The following is a 21,569-nucleotide window of genomic DNA, read 5'->3' as shown; positions in this document are numbered from 1 at the left end:
GTGTTATGTTGAGTGAGACCTGTTTTATCAGACTCAATAACCTACTTAATACGCTTATAAGGAATGAATATGCAGATTAGCGTTATTACAGATAAAAACCTTATTAAATTGTACATCAGCAAACTCTATTCAGAGTTATTTGGTGAGGCAAAAGTCCCGACATCCGCTGAGTTTGATAGCATATTTGAAGCCTTACCTGCGCATGTGCACACAGCATACGAGGCAAAAATAGGTAATGAGCCTGTGGCATTTTTTACATTGTCGGAGTCTTTTTCATTTTTTGCCGGTGGCCGTTATGGGATCATCAATGAGCTTTGGGTCTGCCCAGATCACCGTGCAAATGGGGTAGGGTCTAAAGTGATTGATGAAATAATCACTCTTGCAAAGGAGCATAACTGGTCGAGAGTCGACGTATCAGCGCCACCAAATGCGCAATGGGACAGGACATTTGCGTTTTATCAAAAGTGTGGTTTTGAATTTACTGGTAGAAAGCTAAAGCGCTACGTGTAGTGTGTGGTTTGATCATGCTGCCTTTACTTTATGGTTATTTATAAATAACTTAGAAAGTGATAAATACAATTAGGTACACTTGTGTAGAGGTAAAGGACTATGTATAGAGAAGCAACATTAAAAGACAGTGCGAATATCGCCGCATTGTCGGCGCAGGTTTGGCTCCACAATTATGCTCTTGATGGAGTAAACGATGCAATTTCAGCGTATGTTTTGAGTGAGTTTACGGCTGAAAATATCGCAAATAAAATCAAGGACAATAGTTATCAATATATTCTTTGTGAAAACGCGAGCAACCTTACAGGGCTAGTGTCTTTGGACTATTCGGCCACTTGCCCCATTACATCAAAACCCAGTCCTGAGTTAGATAGACTGTATATTCAAGAGCCGTTTACAGGCAAAGGCTTAGGCAGAAAATTGCTTGATGCTGCCATCAATACTTGCAAAAACGCTGGACACTCTAAGCTTTGGTTAACTGTTTTTCACAAAAACGAGCGCGCCTTGGCTTTTTATAAACGTCATAATTTTAAAGTCATTGGCGAGACGTATTTTGTGTTAAACAATGAACGACACCTCAATTACGTGTTGAGTATAGATACGTTTTAAGCATACCTAGCAACACAGGTTAGGTTGCGCTTAATAAAGGAAAAATATGAAATCAAACGATATACGCCCATTTATTCCAGTAAAAGAGTTAGCTGTGTCGAAAGCCTTTTACGAGGCATTGGGTTTTACCAGCGACGATGCCAATGAAGACATGAGCGTGATTAGCAATGGCACATGTACGTTCTTTTTGTATCAAGCTGCTGAAATAAATTGTGACGCGAGTTTGATGTTTCAACTCAGTGTGCCTGATATTCAAGCCGCTCTGAATTCCATCCAAAAAGTAAAAAACATAGATGTAAGGTATGAACCCATCAAAGAAGAGAGATGGGGTAAAATCATCTACCTTTGGGGGCCATCAGGTGAAATGTGGCATATTACTGAGCTGAATAGGTAATTTATATGGTGTGTTAAACAGCGTTTTTCATCCCCAAGTTAAATAAATTATTATACTGTTTATTCATACAGTTGTATGTATAATCATATGAGTTTTACCTAGGAGTGATTATGAATTATACAATTGAAGAACATGTACCTACGCCCCAAGAATACTGTGATATGCGCGTGACGGCTGGCTTGTCAGCGAAATCTTTAAAAGTAGCAGAGATTGGCTTACCGAATACGTTATATGGTGTGTCTATTCGCCAAGATGGCAAGCTCATCGGTATGGGCCGAGTTGTGGGCGATGGGGCATGTAATTTTGAAATTGTAGATGTTGCAGTTGACCCACAATACCAAGGGCAAGGCTTAGGCCGACAAGTGATGGAGTATATTGATAGATACCTAACATCGGTTGCACTTGAAGGCTCGTATGTATCCATGATCGCTGATGAACCTAAATTTTATGAAAAACTAGGCTACCGCTTGGTGGCACCAAAAAGCCAAGGTATGACCAAAAAGTTTTATCAACCGAAATGATTTGTGGGGAGTAAGTGCTTCCCTTTGAAGAATTCCTAAATATCACAGTCTAGAGCCATCGAAACCTGAATTAAGAGAATGTTGGACAATATTGATCTACATACGGTTAGTCAGTGTTTAGGGCTAAAATTTAGTTTATTCATATAACAAAGATGGATGAACGAGTTAAAAGGCTCAGTGATAACTGTCGAAAAGTTATCATATTGTAAATATATAAAAGTACTTAATAAAGGATGTTTTATAACACGTGCTAAGTTTCCAGCGGTTTAAAGCGTTGAATTTTGGTGCTGAAAGCAGAATACGCCTTACTAAACTAAGTATTAAATTTACTGTTAATGCCATGTTGCTATATGATGATGGCTTTAGTCGTAAATAAGGAAAGTTAAATGTCATACGTCCCCGTGACTCTTCATTTTATTGGAAAATCTATAGAGTTTAAAACCCCTGATGAGCTATCTAAATTTGTAAGTGATGAGAAAGAAAGCCTTGACTGGCTTCGCTTTGATAAAGGGGCTTTCTCAAACTTTTCTAAAGTTTTTTTTCAGAACAGCATAAATGAGGTATTTAACTGGTTCACCCCTTTATTAAATAACTGGATAGATAGAGACGCTCCCTCTGATGACGTAATTGATAAAATCAATAGGTGTTTAGCTGCTGTGAACTTTCCTTTTACGCATACTGCTGAGCGTAATTTAATTGAGGAAAAGGTTGAAAAGGGCTCGTCAGCTTTAGCTATCAGCATCCTTTATTTATGCTGCGCCCCAATCAAAGATGCTGGTATGTCTGGGTATAGCAGAAACTATTATGAAAAGTACGCGAAGTTATCCAATGTTCGAGCAAACTCATCAAGTTCTGGTGAATGGTCTGAACTGGCACCTTATCGAGTTTTGGCAATAGCTGAGCTAAACAAAATCAGTGGGTTGAAAATAAGAGAGCAATTAGAAGAGGAGGTAGAGACTTCCATTGCTGAATTTAAAATCAAACAAGATGAGATTTCTTCTAATCTATTAAAATTACATAAAGAGGTTAATGATGGCACCTCTAAAATGAATAACCATATTGAACATGGTGAAAAATTACTAGCTTCCGCTGGGGGTCGAGCCCTCCAAAAATACAAAGGCTACATCAAGGAGCTAAGAAGCAAGGTAAAAAGCATGGAATCTGATGCCTATGAAACTGTGCAAAAAGCTCAAGATGTTTATTTATCTCAAGTAGAGCTAGATGCATCTGTAAAATACTGGGGAGATAAACAGGCTGCGCATAAAAAGTCTAGAGACACTTGGTTGCGCGCAACAATAGCGCTTTTGGCATTTATGGCTGCGATCCCTATTGCTTCCCATTGGCTGTATTCTGGTGAAGATTTTAAAGAGATCCCCTTGGTGTTAGGTATTTTTAATCCGTTGTCTATTGTTACTACAGTTATCCTCATCTCTCTATCAAGTTTTACGATTAGATTCTGCTCACGACAATACTCGACTGATCAACACCTATACCTTGAAGCAGAAGAACGAAAAACAATGCTTAAAACCTACTTGGCCCTAATGAATGAAGGAAAGCTTGTAGAGCAAGAAGACAGAAAAGTGGCTTTAGATGCTTTATTTAGGCCAGCTCAAACAGGAATTGTAGCCGATCATGGTGCTGTAGTACCTACAGATTCAGTGGTTAGGATTATCGAAAAACATGCAAAAGCACCAAGCACGAAAGCGTAATTATCAAATGCACCATATTTGTGCTATCCATTCGGCCAAATTTTGACATAATTTGAATACACTCGCGAGAGCTATACACAAACCACTTCTAAAACTAACCTCGCTATTCTGTGAGGTTTTGTTCCCAAATTTAGATCTATTGTGCTCCCTTACTCGATGATAACATCAATAAAACATCTGATTAGCAAGGTAGCATTATGGATATCAAGGTAGTTAAAGCAAAAAGCGCCCATTTAATTAGACTCTGGTTGGAAGGGAAAGATGCTTGGAATGACTATATGGAGAAGACACCTGAAGAGGTTGACTTCAGAGGGATAGATTTTAGCGATGAAATGCTGACTAAAAATTATTCTGAGGATGCAAGGGTTGAGGTTTTGCTTAGTGAGAGAACCAGCATTACCGAAGTCAGTTTTAAAGGCTATATTTTCCCTAAAAAGACCTCCTTTCATAGGGCTAAATTCCCGGGCTCGCTATCAATTGACAAAGCAACATTTAAGGATGATTGTGAGCTGGGTGAGATAGAGGTTTCTGGCTCATTAGTGATTGGCTCTACCACCTTTGAGGAAAGTTTGCGGTTAGATTTCGCAAGAATAGGTGGAGGCGCGTTGATTAAAGGTAGCTTGTTTACTAAAGCATTGAATTGTTCGGGCGGACGTTTCTCGGATTATTTCGAAATGAGACATTGCTCTGTGGGTCGGATATCTTCATTTCAAAACTCTCAATTCTCAGCGGGATTTGAAATGACGGCCTGCACATTTCATGGGGCAGTTAACTTTAGAGCGATGAATGTTAAAGGTAATTTTTCAGCCTATCACTCTTTATTTAAAGCAGCTTTGCATTATAACCGCTCACGATTTCATAAGGACGTATTGTTTTTAAACTGTGATTTTGAGAAGGCCTGTGTCTTCTTCGAAAAATGCTACTTTGAATCTACATTTGAATTAAAACTCGGAGAGGAAAAGCGCAATTTTAAGGAGTTAACCTTTAACGGAGCTCATTTTAAGCTAGACGTAAATATATCAGCCTTACTGGCTTGTGTACCTGATTTTCGTAAAACTAAAACAGATCATCACTTTGATGTTAGCGGTCTTAAGGTTCAACTTAATCGTAAGAAAAATAAAGGGGTAATATTAGAAAGCGCCTCAGACCCAGAAGATGCAGAACGATTTTGTAGACTCAAAGAAATAGCCGATTCAAATAAAAACCACGATAAGGCTCTAGCATTTTTCGCTGAGGAAATGAGAGCAAGACGATGGAATAGCATTAGTTCATTCGAGTCTATTTTGGATGGCATTTACTCTTTTTCAAGTAATTATGGGCAGAGTGTGAAAAGGCCGATTGTATTATTGATGTTTACTATATTTCTTTTTGCGCAATTCACCTGTAGTTACGGAGAGCGGGAGGCAAGAGGGAAGTTTGAATCAGCTCTCGTTGTATCTATAGCCACTATAACCCCCTTTATGGCCATATCAAGAGAGGCTAGGAAGAGCAGCCTAGATAAAATTTTTAACAATGGCGTGCCAGAAAGGTATTACTTGTATAGTTATTTGTATTCTTTTTCCGCATTCATATTGATATTCCTTGTAGGCTTAGGCCTTCGAAATAGGTTCAGGATTTAAGCAAGCAAAGCCCCATATTGAATTGGGGCTTTTTTATTCCATATCCCCTCTAAATCAGTATCATAGAATCCATATACCACTACGAGATATTTAAGTATGGAAAAGGAATTGGAAGTAGAGGCAACTACTGAGCCTGAGAAGCACCCGAAAAAGGTCGCAAAGTTAGATGGTGATGATGCACTCCTTTTATGGCTTAAAGGAAAAGATGTTTGGAATAAGTGGATGGAGCAGAACCCAAAAGCTGAAGTTAGTTTTGAAGGTGTTAAGTTTAATTACGCATGGCTAAAAAACCAGCTCGTTGACCAAGAACACATAAAAAGTCAGCTAGAAGAGCTTGATAGCAAGAAACGAGTGAAATTTTTAGGCTATGTTTTCGGTGGGAAGACTAGCTTCAAAGGTGCGGAGTTTAGTTATGTAGCTGTTTTTGATCATGCTGAGTTTCGTGCCGAGGTGAATTTTTCCCATTCAAAGTTTCATAAATATGCACGGATGTCATACGTAAATTTTGAGAAAGATGCTTTCTTTAGGTACGTTGAATTTAGGAATAAGTCTTTCTTCGAAGGAGCTAAATTTAAAGGTAATGCTCTTTTTCAGCATACTTGTTTTGATTGGCACTCAAGCTTTAGGAAGGCTAAGTTCTTAGAGCAGGCTTATTTCTCTATGTCAGAGTTTAAAAGTGGTGCTGAATTTTCATTTACGACCTTTAAAAATGGGAGTTTTTTTTCTACCTTTATAGCGAAGGGAATAATGGGTTTTGAAAACGTTTGTTTTGAGTCCGTTTTTCGCTTCGAGCCCCGTGACATAGGAAGTTTCGTATTTCCCAATTTTCAAGGAGCAATATTTGAAAAACAGTTTTCAATATCAGGTAACTACAATTGCATACCTGATTTTAGGCAAACCAAAACCAACCACCATGTAGATCTAAGTAAATTAAATGTTCATCTGAGAAGGTCTATTACTGAATATGGAGCTCTCCGTGAAAAAGCTGTTGACTCAGATGACGCTGAACGCCTTTGTAGGTTAAAGGAAATAGCTGAGTCTAACAAAAATCATAAAAGAGCTTTAGCATTTCATGCTGATGAGCAAAGAGCTAGTAGGTGGGGAGCATTAAATCCGTGGCAATCAATGTTAGATATGCTTTACTCAGCAACAAGCAACTATGGACAAAGCATAGCAAGGCCAGTTTTTTATCTAGCTTTATCAATAATAATGTTCGCTACATACAGCCTTAAACAACCTGAAAACATACACAAAGAAGAAGGTCAGTTTAAAACTGCTATTACAGTATCAATAGCGACTGTAACTCCATTTATATCGATATCAAAAACAGAACGCGAAGCTGGTTTAGCGAAACTTTATGGAGATAGTCCTCCTGAAGACTATGGTCTATATAGCTATGCACACGCAGGTATCTCATTTGTTTTTATCTTCTTGATAGGCTTAGGTCTTCGAAATAGGTTTAGGGTTTAAACAAGACTAACTTAATCACGCGTTTAATTTTATATTCCAAGTGGTATCTATGATTCTATTAAAGCATTATTTGTACCACTAAGAGTTAAAAGCATGAAAAAGGTTCGAAATTACTGAGGCACCTACTTTGAATCCAGAGAAAGCTGTTGAGATAAGGTTAAAAGGGGTTGAAGAGATGAATTCATGGGTAAAGAAACACCCAAACCACAATGTAGACTTCTTAGGTATAAACTTTGTTAATTGTTTAAATGAAGATACTAAAGAAATAAGCTTTTCTAATTTTTTCCCCTCTGGGGTAATAAATTTTGATAGGGCTGTATTCACACTACAGACTAATTTTTTAGAGCTCAGTTTCATGGAGGAGTTACAGTTCCAGCAGCTAAGAGCAGACAATCGTCCAAGGCATTCCGTATATATTTCGTATTGCCGGTGTTGAAGAAAGCTTAGCTCAACACCAATTTCCCCTGAAAACTCGCTATTTCTAACTATATTTGTAATAAGTAACAAGCAAATAGTGAATTTAGATGAACTTCAAAAGTCTGCAAGTCAAATACTCATCCTTGTTTTTTGCCATCTCTGTGTTTTTTATCGCGGTTGTGTCTATCAATCTATTCCTTATATCTAAAACTGAAAAAAGCCTCAGTGAAGTTGGTAACAAATTTAATCCCGCAATCTCTGCTGTTATCAATGCGGATAGAGATTTGTATCAAGCGCTATCCGCAGAGCAGCACACTTTGTACAGCACCAACTTGGATAGCAGCTACAACAGCTTATATGCTGATTATCAAGAAAATGCCCAGCAAGCGCTTGATCGCATGAACAAATACCGTGAGTTAATGCAAGATTACCCCAGTGCGCTTTCTCCGCTTCGGGGTTTTGATAACCAGTACAGGGCTTGGCTCAGCGACTCTCAAAAGGTGTTTGATTTAATTCGCCAAGGTGATAAAAGCGCTGCCATAATCCAAAGTGAAGGGGTCGCAACACAAAGCTTTAACAGCCTTAGGGAGTATTTTAATTTGGCAGGTGAGGCCGCCGATAGGATAAGTGGTGAGGTGAGTAACCAGTCAATCAGTGAAGTAAACAGCACTTTGACCGTGATTTGGGTGATCAGCGCCATAGTGGTTGCGATTATTATTGCCATTGGGGTAATCGCGCCTAAAAAAATGGCTAATGCGCTCAATGATTTGGCAAAGCAGCTAAAAGAGATGAGCCATGGTGACGGGGATTTGACCAAGCGCATTAACTCAGACCGCGATGATGAATTAGGCGATGTGGCTAATGAATTTGATAAGTTTGTTGCAGGTCTATCAGAGCTGATACGTACCATTGTTGATGAGTCTATGTCGGTTGTTAAAGGGGTGGAGTCTCTGGAACGGGGCTCTAAAGATATTCACGATACGTGCTCTAATCAACTTCAAGCCATTGAAGTGATTGTCACTGCTGTGAATGAAATGTCTTATGCAATTAAAGAGGTGGCAAAAAATGCCAGTCTGACCGCGCAAGATTTATCACATGTGAACGAACTGACAGACGAAGGAACAAGCGTGACTAACCAAACGGTGAGCCAAATAACCCAGTTATCAGAGGTGGTTGCACATGCGTCAGACACAATCTCTAAAGTTGCCGAAGATTCAACAAATATAACGTCGGTTTTAGATGTTATACGCGGTATTGCAGAGCAAACCAATCTACTGGCGTTAAATGCGGCCATTGAGGCTGCAAGAGCAGGGGAACAGGGACGAGGTTTTGCAGTGGTTGCTGACGAAGTACGCACGCTTGCCAGTAAAACACAGCAATCAACCGAAAATATTCAAGAAATGATCTCAAACTTGCAACAGGGCGTCGAGCAGGCGGTATCGTCGATTGAAAAAGGCAATGAGTCAACGAGTTCAACGGTGGAGTGCTCTTCTCAGACTTTGGAGTCTTTGGATAAAATTGCCCAAGCATCGGCGCGTGTATCGGATGTTGCAGTGCAAACCGCCACGGCAACAGAGCAGCAGAGTAAGGTAACAGAAGACATAAGCGGTAACTTGACGCAAATGTCAGAAGGCACACGCCATAACTTTGATACAGCTGTGGAAAACGAAGAGGTAGCTGATAAAACCATGGCCAGTGCTAAAAAACTGCGCGAGGCAGTCGGCGGTTTTAAGCTGGGTTAGTGTTTTGCTTTAAACTCTTGAAGAGAGCGCATGCCTAATAAAAGCTTGTGCTCTCTTGCTCCCTTCTTAACAAAATTCTCCTTAAGAACGAAAATAGATTTAGCTCGCTATTGATATTGAACAAAGCAGGTTTTAATCCCTGAAAAAGTAATCCCTATTTAGTCGTACCTCGTACCAACATTTATTTTTTCATGATTGATCATCGAATTAAATGGAGTCGAAATAATGGCGCTAGAGAAAGCGAAAAATGTATTGGGTGGAGACCTAGAGGTATGCTGTATCGATCCGTTAACCGGATTTATGCGTGATGGCTATTGCAATACGAATGACATGGACCATGGTACACATGTGGTGTGTGCAATCGTCACAGCAGAATTTTTGGCATTTACTAAAGCAAGAGGCAATGATTTAAGTACGCCAGCGCCTCAGTATCAGTTTCCGGGTTTAAAGCCGGGTGATGGCTGGTGTTTATGTGCTCTTAGGTGGAAAGAAGCATATATAGCTGGGTTTGCACCGCCTGTTAAGCTCAGTGCAACGCATGAAAAAGTTTTGGAGTATATAGATTTAGACGTATTGAAAGAGTTCAGCATTGACTAAGTCCATTCATAAAAAATGGGATATAAAGAACTGGTAGCTATGTGCCAGTTCTTCAAACGCTTGTTATCGACATAGAACTTTGTCTTATATTTCTTCGCTTTATCGTCCACAGTTTGACCGTAAAAATAGCCAGTGATAGTGTCTAAAACGCTGACAGTTTAAAAATAGGTCAGCTGCTTTTTTATTACAATAATAAGGAAATCAACAATGTATATGCTCAATTCATATAAGGCATTGTCTATTGCCATTGCAAGCACTTTGGCAATGAGTGCCAACGCAGCTGATGGCGTCACGCGCTTACCAACCGAGCTGCAAGGGCTGAATTACAACAAACCCTTAGTTGAGGGCAAATTGAGCTCATCTATTCCCACACCCGAAAGTATATTAGGTTTTCCTGTTGGGCAGCGCGCTGCAACACCGGCTCAAATTACAGAGGCACTGGCGGCATGGCAAAAAGTCAGTGACAGAATGCAAGTAGTTGAATATGCGCAATCTCATGAAGGGCGACCTTTACATTATGTGGTCATCTCGTCAGCAAAAAACTTGGCTAACACTGATCAAATCAAGTCTGACTTAGCGCGACTTGCAAACCCGGTCAATCTATCCAGCTCTGAAGAAAAGCGCATTATTGATCGTCTACCTGCGGTATCATGGTTAGCTTATACCATTCATGGCAATGAGGCATCGGGCAGTGACGCGGCACTTGCCGCCATATATCAACTCATTGCATCGCAAGAGAAAGATATTGAAACGTTACTTGATAAAAGCGTGATCATTATCGACCCCTTGATGAACCCAGACGGTCGTGCACGTTTTACCAAGCAGCTGCAACAGCGTCGCGGCGTCGCTCCGAATGTTGACACGCAGTCCACATTGCATACAGATGCATGGGCAACTGGCAGAAGCAACCATTACTATTTTGATTTAAACCGTGACTTTACGCTGGGTGTGCACCCAGAAACGCAAGGAATTGTTCGATCCATTAATGAATGGAATCCACAGTTAATGATAGATGCCCATGAAATGGGGCCGATGGATACTTATTTATTTGGTTTGGCAAGAGAGCCGGTAAACAAAAATCTTTCATCACATATCAGAAAATGGGGCACAGTGTTTGAACAAGACCAAGCTGATGCGTTAGATAAAGAAAATTGGCCTTATTATATGGGTGAGTGGCTAGAAAACTTATATCCAGGCTATTCGAGTTATGCTGCTTTTAGAGGCACCATTCATATTCTGTACGAGCAAGCACGGATCAAAGAAGACGGCGTGATGCAGCCTAATGGTCGTATAGTTAGTTATGCAGAAGGGGTTGATAAGCAACTGGTTAGTAGCATTGCTAACATTAAAACCTTAGCAAAACACTCCAAAGATATTTATCGAGATTTTGTCAAAGATAAGCGTCAGCTCATCTCAAAAGACAGCCCGTTTGCTGATCAAACTTTTGCTATTTTACCAACTGAAAATCATCAGCGTATGGCCAAGTTTGTCAATTTAATGCAGCTGCAAGGCTTTGAACTACACCAAAGCACTAAGCCGATTAAAGTGAGCAAGGCTAAAAACCAGCTCGGTGAGCAAGTTAAAACAGAACTGCCAGTTGGCACGCTACTGATCCGTAATCGCCAATCGCAAGGTCGGTTAGTGTCAGCCATGTTGGAGTTTGATGCAAAAATTACGGATGAGGTATTAATTGAAGAGCGTCAGCGTCTACTGCGAAACGGTTCAAGCTTGATGTATGACGCGACGGCGTGGAATATCTCCATGATGTACGGCCTTGAAGCATTGACTGTTAAAGAAGACATTAACGAAGATATTCGCCCTTATGAAGCCCCTGAGCAGCGCCCGCCAATCATTAAAAAAGAGAACGCTTTGGCGTATGTCATTGACGGTCAAGACGATGCATCGGTTGGCTTTGCAGCACGGCTGATGGAGCGCGGCGTGACAACACGGATTATCGATAAAGAAACTGTGTTGGATGATGTGAATATCAGCCGTGGTTCCATTATTGTTTCGCGTTATGACAATGAGTTTTTCGCAGGTGATTTAGATGCGGTAGTTGAAAAAACAGCCAAAGAAATGCATATTACCGCGCACGGGGTTGCTGGTGGGCACGGAGAAGGTGATTTACCTGATTTTGGTGGCTCTCACTTTAAAGTATTGGCTCAACCGAGAATTGCGATTTTAAATGGCAGTGGCGTAAGCTCACTGGACTTTGGTGCAATTTGGCACAGCATAGACAGCAACTTAGGCATTCGTCATTCACACATTGATAGCAATTACTTTAATTGGACAGATCTAAGGCGATACAACACGCTCGTTTTACCTTCAACATGGCGCAGTAAATTAGGAAAGAGCGAACTATCTGCTATCAACAATTGGGTTGAGTCCGGCGGCACACTTATTGCGATTGATGGCTCTGTTCCTCAGTTGACCAACCCGAAAGCAAAGCTAAGCCAAGTGAGGGAGATAAAAGACACATTCAAAGAGATTGAGCAATACGACATCGCATTGCAAAGAGAATGGTTGGCACAGCAAGACAGCTACCCAGAAATCAGCAATATTTGGCAGCATAACGCGGTAAGTACAGTCAATTATCCTTGGGATGCCAAAGCAAAACCGCTTTCAGAAAAGCAGCTGAAAAAGCAAGATGAGTGGCTTGCTCAATTTAGAACGTCTGGTGCGATTGTCGCTGCAAGAACGGATCAAAAACATTGGCTTACTTTTGGTGCGCCGCCTGTGATCCCTGTTTTAACAGCAAGAGATCCCATCTTGATGAGTAAAGGCCGCGTAGAAACCGCGGTAAGGTTTGGCAGCTACCAAGAAATGGATGCCAGCGCGTGGAAAAAACACGTCAAAAATGCAAAAGATAAACCCGTTTCGCGTAAAGTGGGATGGGCGACGTTACCCCAAAAGCAAGAGCTGACACTGCGTATGAGTGGCTTGTTATGGCCTGAGGCCAGTACACGACTTGCTAACTCAGCCTATTTGACTCGTGAAAGAAAAGGCAACGGGCAAATCATTTTATTCTCTGGTCAACCAGTATTTAGGGGCTCTACACTTGCCACTAATCGATTGCTGCTGAATGCCATTGTTTATGGCTCGGGACTTGGTGCGCACACGCCAATAACTAAGCTTTAAACCTACAGACCCAACTATGAAGGTGTTTACCCCTTCATGGTTGTGCTTTTTGATTACCAGCTATGGATTGAGTAGTGTTTTGAGCGCGTTGAGTAACTTGGCGTTTTCTTCGTTATTACCAACAGAAATACGGATGAGATCTGGCCGTTTGTATACTTGCATTTGGCGCGTGATATAACCCATCTCCAATAACTTCTGATAAATGTTACCTGCGTTTTCGCCAAATTCGACCAATACAAAATTTGAATGGCTTGGGTAGCACTTTAATCCAAGCTGATTGAGTCCATCAGCCAGTGATTTACGGCCTTGTTTAACGCTGTTAATCACCATGTCACTGTATGCTTTGTCCTGCAATGAGGCAATGGCGGCGGCAATGCCTAAGTTTGATACTGGGAAAGGCTGTTGTCCGCGATTTAGCCAGTCTATTATTTCTGAGTTAGCAAGTGCATAACCAATACGCAGCGCTGCCAAGCTATATGCCTTGGAAAATGTTCGCGTCACAATTAGGTTTGGGTGATCTGCAAACGTTTGGCTGTGAATGGATAAGGGGGCTGCATCAGTAAACTCTTCATATGCTTGATCAAGCACAACCAAAGTATGCTTTGGGACATTGCTAAGAATGTATTCTAACTCTTTGGCATCGAGCGCACTGCCGGAAAAATTACTTGGGTTGTCAATAACTAATAAGCTGGTGTTTTCGTCGCACTGAGCTAACAAATTGTGTGCGATATGGCCTAGGTTTTCGTCAGTCTGTGCAAGCTTTACGTCAATGCCTGATTTTTGCGCAAGAAGTGGGTATGCGAAGTAGCTACATGTTGTAAAAACAGCGTTGCTATCTTTTCTGTTAAAAGCGTGAAAAATGATATCGAGAATATTGATTGAACCACACCCGAGTATCACGTTGCTTGCAGATAGCTGAAATTGCTCGCCAATAACCGAACGAAGCTTTTGATAATCAGGATATCGATTACTACTATGCATTGCCTCAGCGACTGCTTGCATTGCCAATTCTGAAGGCGGAAAAGGGGATTCATTACTAGCAAACTTATGTACTTGTTCAAGGCCATATTGTTCTTGTATCGCTTCAGTTGTTAAGCCAGCTTTGTAGGGTTGTAATTGACTAAATTGCTCAGAAATGAGGGTACTGATACTTTGCATAAAAACTCCTTAAGTCCTTGGCATTTGTAATTATTAAGTACATGTGGCTGTCATCATAGCGGGAATTGAAATTCAAGGGTAGCGTGTTGGGTAGGTTATTATAAATTTAATTTTGAGCCGCTGTAGAGCTAGACAGAGACTAGCTCCAACCGGAATCGTTTGTATGTAGTATCTCTTATTAATTTGTTTGCTGTAGGGGTGTTTTATGCAAAGAGCGAGTACGCTTTTTAAACTTGCTTTTAGGGATGTCGCGAAGGATATAATAACAATATGTGCCAATAATCAGCGTGGCAATACTGAGCAATATCGTAATGGTTGCGATATTGGGGTCGCTCACTAAGCCAGAGATGATTGGAATGCAGCTTACACTCACAAAATAAGAGGTGAAAATAAGGCCGTATACAATCAAGTTGTGCACCATATGGATAAAAATAGGGGCGGCAAGTGTTCGATACTTAAATCTTATTAGGCATAAAACAATACCCAAAATGAGACTGCCAATAAAATTATTGTAGATAGAACCAAATAACAGCGAGCTTAAAGCAATGGCCCACAGCAGGGAAAGCTTTATACACAGCCTACCTAGCAATACGCCTCGATATACGACTTCTGCAAAATAGGTACCACGATCACTAAGCTGACAAATAGTACACACATGTAGAAAATAAAATGATCGTCTTGCGGTGAGATGTTTGTATCTAAAAAATTGTCGTTAACCAACTTAAAGTCGATGTGCGAATACAATTGCAAGATGTCTGCAGTGGCAAAATACATACAGAGTAGCCCCAAGGCGAATATATCATATAGGTGTACTCAGTTCTTGATGCTGTATTTGAAAAGGCTACACGTCTTTGCTTAGGTGTAAGAAAACGCAGAATTAGCGTGAGTATAAGCACACGCGATGTTATATCGAGAAGCACTTTGGTATGGGCATTGGCTAGGGTCAAGAATGAATTGGACGTGTTTGAATAAACTAATAACGCTACTGGCAATGACATTAGAATCATTGAAAGAAAATAGTAGGTAATAAGCCGAATGAGAGAAAAATGTGTAAACATAATTATAAGTTCAGGTTTTATGTCCTTATTTGTTTTAATTTTTTGCATTTTACCTAAAATAGAAAATTACCAATATGTAAATAATGGCGAAGTTAGGTTAAGTTAAATCAAATGGTCGGGTGGTATGCTTCTAAGCAATAAGCATAAGTATTGTCGTCCGTTCAATGCTGATTTAGCTTTTAGTCGCCAAACATCATACGCTTAAAGTTCAAAGCCTGAGGTGAGATAAAGATGCCAGATTTAGAAAACTTACTAGCAATTGCACAGCGAAAGTTCATTTTTGACCAAACGAATAGCTGGTATTCAGGTTCAAATACGTATTTATCCGCCTTACAAGATGAAGTCGCTGAAGTATTAGAAGAGATCCCAAAACAAAGAAAATGCCATTTAGAAGATGAATTGGGCGACATTCTTTGGAACTACTTAAACATCATCCTCGCCCTCGAAAAAGAGGCTGGGATAGATATGGACTCTATAGTTAAGCGTGCCGTGAACAAATATGAGCAACGAGTATCAACGATTGAGCAAGAGGGTAGTTGGGCAGAAGTAAAAGAAAAACAAAAGCGTGCACTTGAAAAAGAACAAAGTGAATGTGTAAAGCCAGGTCTTCTTCATAAATAGTAAGGTGTGTAAATTGGAGTATAAGGAAGTTAAAAGTAGTGATGTGCCTATTGAGTTGCTGCTTGAAGCCGATCCGAGCAAAGACAACATATTGTCCTATTTACAAGATGCGTGGTGTTTTGTGGCCGTCGACGCGCAACAGATTGTTGGGGCATGTGTGGTTAGTGAAGTGAATTGCAGACACGCTGAAATTTATAATATGTCAGTAGTGCCCAATCGGCAGGGCAAAGGGCTCGGAACACAATTATTGGTCTATGTGATTGCTCAATTGAAGTCTAAAAAAATTGAACGTGTTGAGCTTGGTACAGGGACTTTTGGCTATCAACTCACCTATTATCAAAGATTGGGGTTTAGAGTGGAGTGTGTAGTTAAAAACCATTTTTTACAAAATTACTCTAAGCCAATTTTTGAAAACGGTATACAGCATAAAGATATGTTAAGGCTTTATTTAAACTTAACTTAAATACTCAAGTAAACATGCTTGGAGGAAGCTCATGAAAATACATTACTTAGAAATTGTTTCTGAAGATGTTGATTCCGTGGTGAAAGTTTACGAAACAACATACCAAAAAACCTTCTCTAATCCAGAACCGCTGCTAGGTGGTGCAAAAACTTGCCAGCTTGATGACGGCAGTTTAGTGGGGGTACGAGCGCCACTTAGAGAGACTGAGTCTCCAATAATTCGTCCATATTGGCTGGTGGACGATATCAATGAAGCGGTGAGAAAAGTTCAGGCGTTGGGGGCAAAAATTGCAATGCCACCGATGGAAATACCTGGTAAAGGTCAGTTTGCCATATACATTTTAGGTGCAAATGAGCACGGTTTATGGCAGCTTTAAATAAGTAAGCCTTTTAATAATAACAAAAATAGAGTAACAAAATGCTGAACATCACAAGACACAATAAGCTTTTACTTGTACTGGCATCATCTGTCATATTTGCTGTATTTATCATTGTGTGGGCAAAGCAAGACAACCCCGCATTTAGGCCACTTGTTCAAGATATGCGTTTGGTCGATACGGTACTGATTGCTGATGTACTTGATCAAGAACGCATCGCATATTATGCCGACGTTAAAAACCACATGCTGTATGTTGACCAAGCAAACACTGAGCATGCACGTGTCTCATTGGCTAAAGCGGGTATCGTCATTAATTATCCAAAAATCAATAAATACAGTGACCTAGATGAAGCTTATCAAGCATTTTTAGAACAAAAAACACGTGAACAAGCTAATGTAAATCTATGGGAGCAACCTTGGTTTTTGAAAGTCGTAAGGCTCGCATTGGGCGCAGTGGTGATAATTGTATTGATTTTGAGTGTTGTTAGGCCTGCGGTACGTGCAATTATATTAGAGCGGGACAAGTAGTAAGATAAGTTAACGAGATTTGCTGTGTAACTCATTTTTATTTAAAGGAATGATCATGTTTACAGAAGAAGTTAAGTCATCAATTCATCAGAGCGTATTATGTTGGTTGGCTACTGTTGACAAAGACGGGGCTCCAAGTGTGTCTCCCAAAGAAGTGTTTGTTAGCTATAAAGACAATGAGCTGATCATAGCCAATATTGCATCAGCAAATAGTGTGCGCAATATAAAACATAACGATAATGTGTGCGTGAGTTGTGTGGATGTGTTTACGCAAAAGGGCTTTCAACTCTATGGTAAAGCAAGTTATGTCGCTAAATCTGACAGTCATTTTCCTGTACTCTTTAAAGAAATAGTGCCTATAACAGGGGATAAATATCCGGTTGCGGGCATTATTCATATTACGGTGAATAAGGTTAAGCCTATTGTAGCACCCAGCTACAAGCTGTTTCCTAATATTACTGAAGCCGAGCAAATTGAAAGCGCAAAAGTCACATATGGCGTCAAATAATAAGCATGCTCATTTTAAAAAACACATAAAATCAATGGTATAAATCTTGGAGTGGTCTAGTTTGAAGCAAGTAGAGACGTTTTTGGTCAATTCATTTGTGTTAGAGGGTTCGGGTGGTAATCCCGCTGGTGTGGTATTGAATGCCGAGCATTTATCATGTGCTGAAAGATTACAGATAGCCCAAGATGTTGGCTTTTCAGAAACAGCTTTTGTTACCCGAGATAAAGAGGTGGACTTTGAGCTGACTTTTTACACAACAACCGAAGAAGTTGATTTTTGCGGGCATGCGACACTGGCTGCATTTTCAGTGATGTTTGAGCAGGGCATGATTAACGCTGGAAAATACGTACAAAGAACCAAGGCCGGTATACTCAAAGTGCATATTGAAACCAACGGACAAGTTGTCATGCAGCAGCGCTTACCCGACTTTTTAGGCAGCTTCTCATACCAAGTAATTTCGCCCTTAATCGGTTTGGGTGAGGACGTGTTGGCTGCAACAAGCTTACCCATCGAAGTTGTCACGACAGGGCTTGCAGATATGATAGTGCCAGTACCAAGTGGTTATCTTGATAAAGTGAAGCTCAACGAAGATTTGATGAGTGAATTTTGCAAAAAACATAACTTGGTTGGCGCGCATGTATTTGAATTGAATGATTCAAGGTCCAATTACACTGCCAGTTGCAGAAATTTCGCGCCACTTTTTGGTATCCCTGAGGAGTCTGCAACAGGTAGCGCCAGTGGTGCCCTTGCGTGTTATTTAACTAAGCACATCAACTCTGACTCAAACACAACAATTGACTATCTATTTGAGCAAGGCCGTGCCATGGAATGCGCGTCTGAAATTTCAGCGACTATCAAATTAGACAACGGGCAGGTGAGTGAGGTCAAAGTTGGTGGCTATGCCAAGGTGTTTGATAAGCAGGCAGTCGCATTAGAAACGTAGTCTAGTACCTAGCTAGGTTCTTAGTGCTTGCTTGTTTTCTGCATTATCCTTGTATCAGAACGACTTAATCGGTGCTCAATATGTTTGATATAATCGCTATCTGTATTTTAGTGATATTCGCGGCTGTGATCGTTTTAAACTATTATTTTTGCAAGGCTTTTTATCGAGCTTGGTTAGAGCAGGAAAAAGCAAACTGGATTTCTTGGGGGAAGCCATCTTTTCAAGCGTTTTATGAGGCTCAACTTGACGATTTTTACCCAATGATTTTCGGTACTGAGTGCGTCAAGCTAAAGAATAAGGCGTTGATTAAGGCAAGCTCAGATATTAAGTTCTCTTGGTATGCAGCTTTAATTTTAATCGTTACAGGCTGTGGACTTGTTGGTTTTGAAGCGAATTTAACTGCTCGCTGGGCGATTGATTAAATAAAGTCATCCCAAGCCTAAATCTGTATAAAATTGTGATATTTCGATAATCGCTAACCTCATTTGTTACTCTCGACATTAATCAATCACCTCAATAGAAACTCCAAATCTGTAAATGCGAATTAAACTTTGAGACCTCATATCTAATTTGCTTTTCATTTGTCCATAACGATAAACCTAGGCTTCCATCTGTATTCTAACCATTTGCTCAATTACTTATTGTTTCGATGACTTTAGATTGCCATAACCGGCAGGTGCGTTCTTTTCACTGAGTAACCATGAGTTGTGTCTTTTATTGAGCATATGTGCCGTTGAGCGCTTTGATTTTAGGCTAACAGGTTATGAATTAATTTTTACGGTAATTACGTTGTGAGTTGTTTTCTCTCATAAGAGTAGGTGCCATAGCTTAGAGGGTATGCTGCTTTTAATAGAGTTTTTTTTGATTCAAGTTGTATCGGAATATGTTTGAAAGCAGGCATTAGTTTAGAAAATTCTGAGCGGGTACTTTTGTGAAACAAGCAGTTTATAACCAGTAAAGTCAAAGTGAGTAGTAGTGCTTTGCTCTTTGCAAATACACCAACAAAAGGAACTTTTATAAATGAATAAATACCTTTCGAAGATAAGTTTACTTCATCAAATACGAAAGCTGATGAAGCTGCGCAATATCAGCGTGTTTTTACTATCACTCATTTGTGTCACACATGTACAAGCAAATCATCTTGATGAGTTTGACTTTGATAAAGACAATGGCGCTTTGGATGTCGTTGGTTGGGGCAGCCTTGATGAATTAAAAGAGCATGTATCGGCAAATTATGGTGATGCATCTTTGCTCTTTCGCTTTGGCGTCTTAATTACGAATGCTTGGTACGATGCGAGTGCCCCTTATCACCCAACAGCGGTCGGTGTTTATTCCCATTTGGGACGCAGGCCAGCAGAAGAGGCAACTAACCGAAATATTAATACCGCGGTTATTTATGCCTCTTATCGAGTTTTAAATAGCTTTATGCCAACTTATAAAGCGTCTTGGCGTAAAATGTTATTGGATATTGGGCTGGACCCCGACAACAACAGCACTGACTTAAATACCCCGATTGGGATAGGTAATGCGGCAGGTTTTGCAGTTGTTGCTGGGCGACAGTTTGACGGTATGAACCAAGAGGGTGATACAAATAAACAGTATAATCCAATGCCATATGCAGATTATACTCAATATAAGCCGCTTAATACCGCATATAAATTGAAAAGCCCTTCGCATTGGCAGCCAGATATGCAGCGTAAAGGGTTAGGTTTATATAAAATTCAGCAGTTTGTAACACCACAGTTTGCGCTTGCAGAACCTTATTCATATGATGATCCAAATGATTTTGAAGTACCCCCGCCTTACAACAGTAATTTCAAAAATAAACGTGCATATCGTAAACAAGCCAAAGAAGTATTGGCTGCCTCTGCAAACTTAACGGATGAGCAAAAAATTAAAGCTGAGTTGTTTGATGATAAATTCCGTTCTTTATCATATTCACTTTCGAGCAATATTAGACCTAGAAATCTATCCTTGCTTGAATTCATCCAAATCGGCTTTATGACAAATTTAGCGGCATTTGATGCAGGTATTTTTGTTTGGCAAGAAAAATATCGTTTTGATGCTGTTAGGCCATTTAGTGCGATTAGAAAGCTATACAAAGACGAATCTGTGCAAGCTTGGGGTGGTCCAGGAAAGGGCACTGTCAGTATGCAAGGTGAAGAATGGCATAGCTATTTGGAAGAAGCAGACCACCCAGAGTACCCTTCAGCAACAGCATGTTTTTGTAATGCGCATGCGCAATCTTTAAGAAAACATTTTGGTGATGACAATATGGTTTATTACCTGCCAATTCCTGCTGGTTCTTCAAGAGTAGAACCTGGCGTCACACCTAAAAATGACATTGTAATTTCTTATAATAATTGGACTGATTTTGCAAAAGAGTGCGGTCAGAGCCGTGTTTGGGGAGGCGTGCATTTTCAGGCAGCAGTGGATCAAAGTGCTGAAGTATGTCCAGTATTTGGTGACCTTGCTTATGAATACGTGAGCGCTTTGGTTGATGGTAGTGCAAAGCTTAGAGCGCCAAGCCAAGGACGACCATTAAGTGAATTACCAGAGCGTTTCAGTTTTGAAAATGATGATGATTGATATGTAAATCTTTTCAATTTTATCTAATATCAATTGATTCTCTCAGAGACATGATTGTTTGGATCGTGTCTCTTTAATTTATTTCCCTATACTTTTGTCCTTAAAGTCACTTCGTCTCTAATGTTAAGTTGATAGATATATTGCTTTATTTTTATTGAGAGTAAGGTAGGTTGTTCGCATGATTAACACATTGCCAAATAGGCACTTTTTACTTCGAAAGAGTCTTCATTTATTAATGTGTAGATTGTTAGGTGAGTGCATGTGTCGTTTCCGATATTGATCTTGTAATAATAATTAGTTATGTCTCGTTCCACACCAATTGATATTATTGGATGTTTCTTAAAGCTGAGAATTTTCTCTTTTTTTAAATTGGTTTCAACATTACTTTTGGTCGTTGCATTTAATAGTGAGTCTAAATTAGACAATATCTTATATAATGTAGGGTCAACGATTGGAGAAGATAAAAATGGCACGTCACTCCATTTCTTTTGTGAGCAATTTTTTTCACTTTCTAACCACACTAATTCACCAATATACTCACTGTTTGCAACGGGCTCGATATAAGTAATATCTGTAGGGGATGTTCCTGAAAAGGTAGCA

The 21,569-nt window shown here is 40.1% G+C and carries 21 protein-coding genes; 18 read left to right on the top strand and 3 right to left on the bottom strand.

The window, feature by feature from the left end:
* Positions 1 to 69 precede the first annotated feature (69 nt).
* The 10 genes from L1077_RS24860 (at position 70) to L1077_RS24815 (ending at position 12,723) form a co-directional block, all read left to right on the top strand.
* Positions 70 to 510 (top strand): GNAT family N-acetyltransferase, encoded by a 441-nt coding sequence (locus L1077_RS24860; RefSeq protein WP_237139493.1) that lies wholly within the window; start codon positions 70 to 72, stop codon positions 508 to 510.
* 99 nt (positions 511 to 609) lie between these two features.
* Positions 610 to 1,116 carry a GNAT family N-acetyltransferase gene (locus L1077_RS24855; protein ID WP_237139492.1) on the top strand — a complete coding sequence of 169 codons (507 nt, stop codon included), beginning with the start codon at positions 610 to 612 and terminating at the stop codon, positions 1,114 to 1,116.
* Between the two features lie 46 nt (positions 1,117 to 1,162).
* The gene (locus tag L1077_RS24850; RefSeq protein WP_237139491.1) at positions 1,163 to 1,510 is read left to right on the top strand and encodes a lactoylglutathione lyase; all 348 of its coding nucleotides are present in this window, start codon (positions 1,163 to 1,165) and stop codon (positions 1,508 to 1,510) included.
* Between the two features lie 110 nt (positions 1,511 to 1,620).
* Positions 1,621 to 2,031 (top strand): GNAT family N-acetyltransferase, encoded by a 411-nt coding sequence (locus L1077_RS24845; RefSeq protein WP_237139490.1) that lies wholly within the window; start codon positions 1,621 to 1,623, stop codon positions 2,029 to 2,031.
* A gap of 386 nt (positions 2,032 to 2,417) precedes the next feature.
* Positions 2,418 to 3,740: a DUF6161 domain-containing protein gene (locus L1077_RS24840; protein WP_237139489.1), complete on the top strand. Its 1,323-nt coding sequence runs from the start codon at positions 2,418 to 2,420 to the stop codon at positions 3,738 to 3,740.
* 197 nt (positions 3,741 to 3,937) lie between these two features.
* Positions 3,938 to 5,359, top strand: a complete 1,422-nt coding sequence (locus tag L1077_RS24835; protein WP_237139488.1) for a hypothetical protein — start codon at positions 3,938 to 3,940, stop codon at positions 5,357 to 5,359.
* Positions 5,360 to 5,455: 96 nt separating this feature from the next.
* A complete protein-coding gene (locus L1077_RS24830) occupies positions 5,456 to 6,829 on the top strand; it encodes a pentapeptide repeat-containing protein (RefSeq protein WP_237139487.1) in 1,374 nt (457 codons plus the stop codon).
* Between the two features lie 524 nt (positions 6,830 to 7,353).
* Complete coding sequence (locus L1077_RS24825; protein WP_237139486.1) at positions 7,354 to 8,988, top strand: methyl-accepting chemotaxis protein; 1,635 nt, start codon at positions 7,354 to 7,356, stop codon at positions 8,986 to 8,988.
* Between the two features lie 225 nt (positions 8,989 to 9,213).
* A complete protein-coding gene (locus L1077_RS24820) occupies positions 9,214 to 9,585 on the top strand; it encodes a DUF2237 family protein (RefSeq protein ID WP_237139485.1) in 372 nt (123 codons plus the stop codon).
* Between the two features lie 207 nt (positions 9,586 to 9,792).
* A complete protein-coding gene (locus L1077_RS24815) occupies positions 9,793 to 12,723 on the top strand; it encodes a M14 family metallopeptidase (protein WP_237139484.1) in 2,931 nt (976 codons plus the stop codon).
* A gap of 60 nt (positions 12,724 to 12,783) precedes the next feature.
* Here the strand turns inward: L1077_RS24815 and hisC are convergent, their stop codons facing one another.
* Complete coding sequence (gene hisC / locus L1077_RS24810; protein WP_237139483.1) at positions 12,784 to 13,881, bottom strand: histidinol-phosphate transaminase; 1,098 nt, start codon at positions 13,879 to 13,881, stop codon at positions 12,784 to 12,786.
* Between the two features lie 178 nt (positions 13,882 to 14,059).
* Positions 14,060 to 14,536, bottom strand: coding sequence for a CPBP family intramembrane glutamic endopeptidase (locus L1077_RS27700; RefSeq protein ID WP_369334839.1), 477 nt, complete (start codon positions 14,534 to 14,536; stop codon positions 14,060 to 14,062).
* 634 nt (positions 14,537 to 15,170) lie between these two features.
* Between L1077_RS27700 and L1077_RS24805 the strand changes: the two genes are divergently transcribed.
* From L1077_RS24805 to L1077_RS24770, 8 genes are all read left to right on the top strand, one after another.
* Positions 15,171 to 15,560 carry a MazG nucleotide pyrophosphohydrolase domain-containing protein gene (locus L1077_RS24805; RefSeq protein ID WP_237139482.1) on the top strand — a complete coding sequence of 130 codons (390 nt, stop codon included), beginning with the start codon at positions 15,171 to 15,173 and terminating at the stop codon, positions 15,558 to 15,560.
* Between the two features lie 13 nt (positions 15,561 to 15,573).
* On the top strand, positions 15,574 to 16,023 hold the full coding sequence (locus tag L1077_RS24800) for a GNAT family N-acetyltransferase (RefSeq protein ID WP_237139481.1): 450 nt from the start codon (positions 15,574 to 15,576) through the stop codon (positions 16,021 to 16,023).
* A gap of 31 nt (positions 16,024 to 16,054) precedes the next feature.
* A complete protein-coding gene (locus L1077_RS24795) occupies positions 16,055 to 16,399 on the top strand; it encodes a VOC family protein (RefSeq protein ID WP_237139480.1) in 345 nt (114 codons plus the stop codon).
* A gap of 41 nt (positions 16,400 to 16,440) precedes the next feature.
* Positions 16,441 to 16,929 carry a hypothetical protein gene (locus L1077_RS24790; protein WP_237139479.1) on the top strand — a complete coding sequence of 163 codons (489 nt, stop codon included), beginning with the start codon at positions 16,441 to 16,443 and terminating at the stop codon, positions 16,927 to 16,929.
* Between the two features lie 55 nt (positions 16,930 to 16,984).
* Positions 16,985 to 17,437 (top strand): pyridoxamine 5'-phosphate oxidase family protein, encoded by a 453-nt coding sequence (locus L1077_RS24785; protein ID WP_237139478.1) that lies wholly within the window; start codon positions 16,985 to 16,987, stop codon positions 17,435 to 17,437.
* A gap of 46 nt (positions 17,438 to 17,483) precedes the next feature.
* Positions 17,484 to 18,380: a PhzF family phenazine biosynthesis protein gene (locus L1077_RS24780; protein WP_237139477.1), complete on the top strand. Its 897-nt coding sequence runs from the start codon at positions 17,484 to 17,486 to the stop codon at positions 18,378 to 18,380.
* 80 nt (positions 18,381 to 18,460) lie between these two features.
* Positions 18,461 to 18,802 carry a hypothetical protein gene (locus L1077_RS24775; protein WP_237139476.1) on the top strand — a complete coding sequence of 114 codons (342 nt, stop codon included), beginning with the start codon at positions 18,461 to 18,463 and terminating at the stop codon, positions 18,800 to 18,802.
* A gap of 598 nt (positions 18,803 to 19,400) precedes the next feature.
* The gene (locus tag L1077_RS24770; protein ID WP_237139475.1) at positions 19,401 to 20,969 is read left to right on the top strand and encodes a vanadium-dependent haloperoxidase; all 1,569 of its coding nucleotides are present in this window, start codon (positions 19,401 to 19,403) and stop codon (positions 20,967 to 20,969) included.
* A gap of 182 nt (positions 20,970 to 21,151) precedes the next feature.
* Here L1077_RS24770 and L1077_RS24765 read toward each other — a convergent pair.
* A partial coding sequence (locus L1077_RS24765) for a hypothetical protein (protein ID WP_237139474.1) occupies positions 21,152 to 21,569 on the bottom strand: 418 nt, incomplete at its 5' end.

The organism is Pseudoalteromonas luteoviolacea (assembly GCF_021654285.1).
In the GTDB taxonomy this organism is placed as follows: domain Bacteria; phylum Pseudomonadota; class Gammaproteobacteria; order Enterobacterales; family Alteromonadaceae; genus Pseudoalteromonas; species Pseudoalteromonas luteoviolacea_J.
The sequence above is the reverse complement of the archived record's forward strand: the minus strand, read 5'-3'. Positions and strand labels throughout refer to the sequence as shown.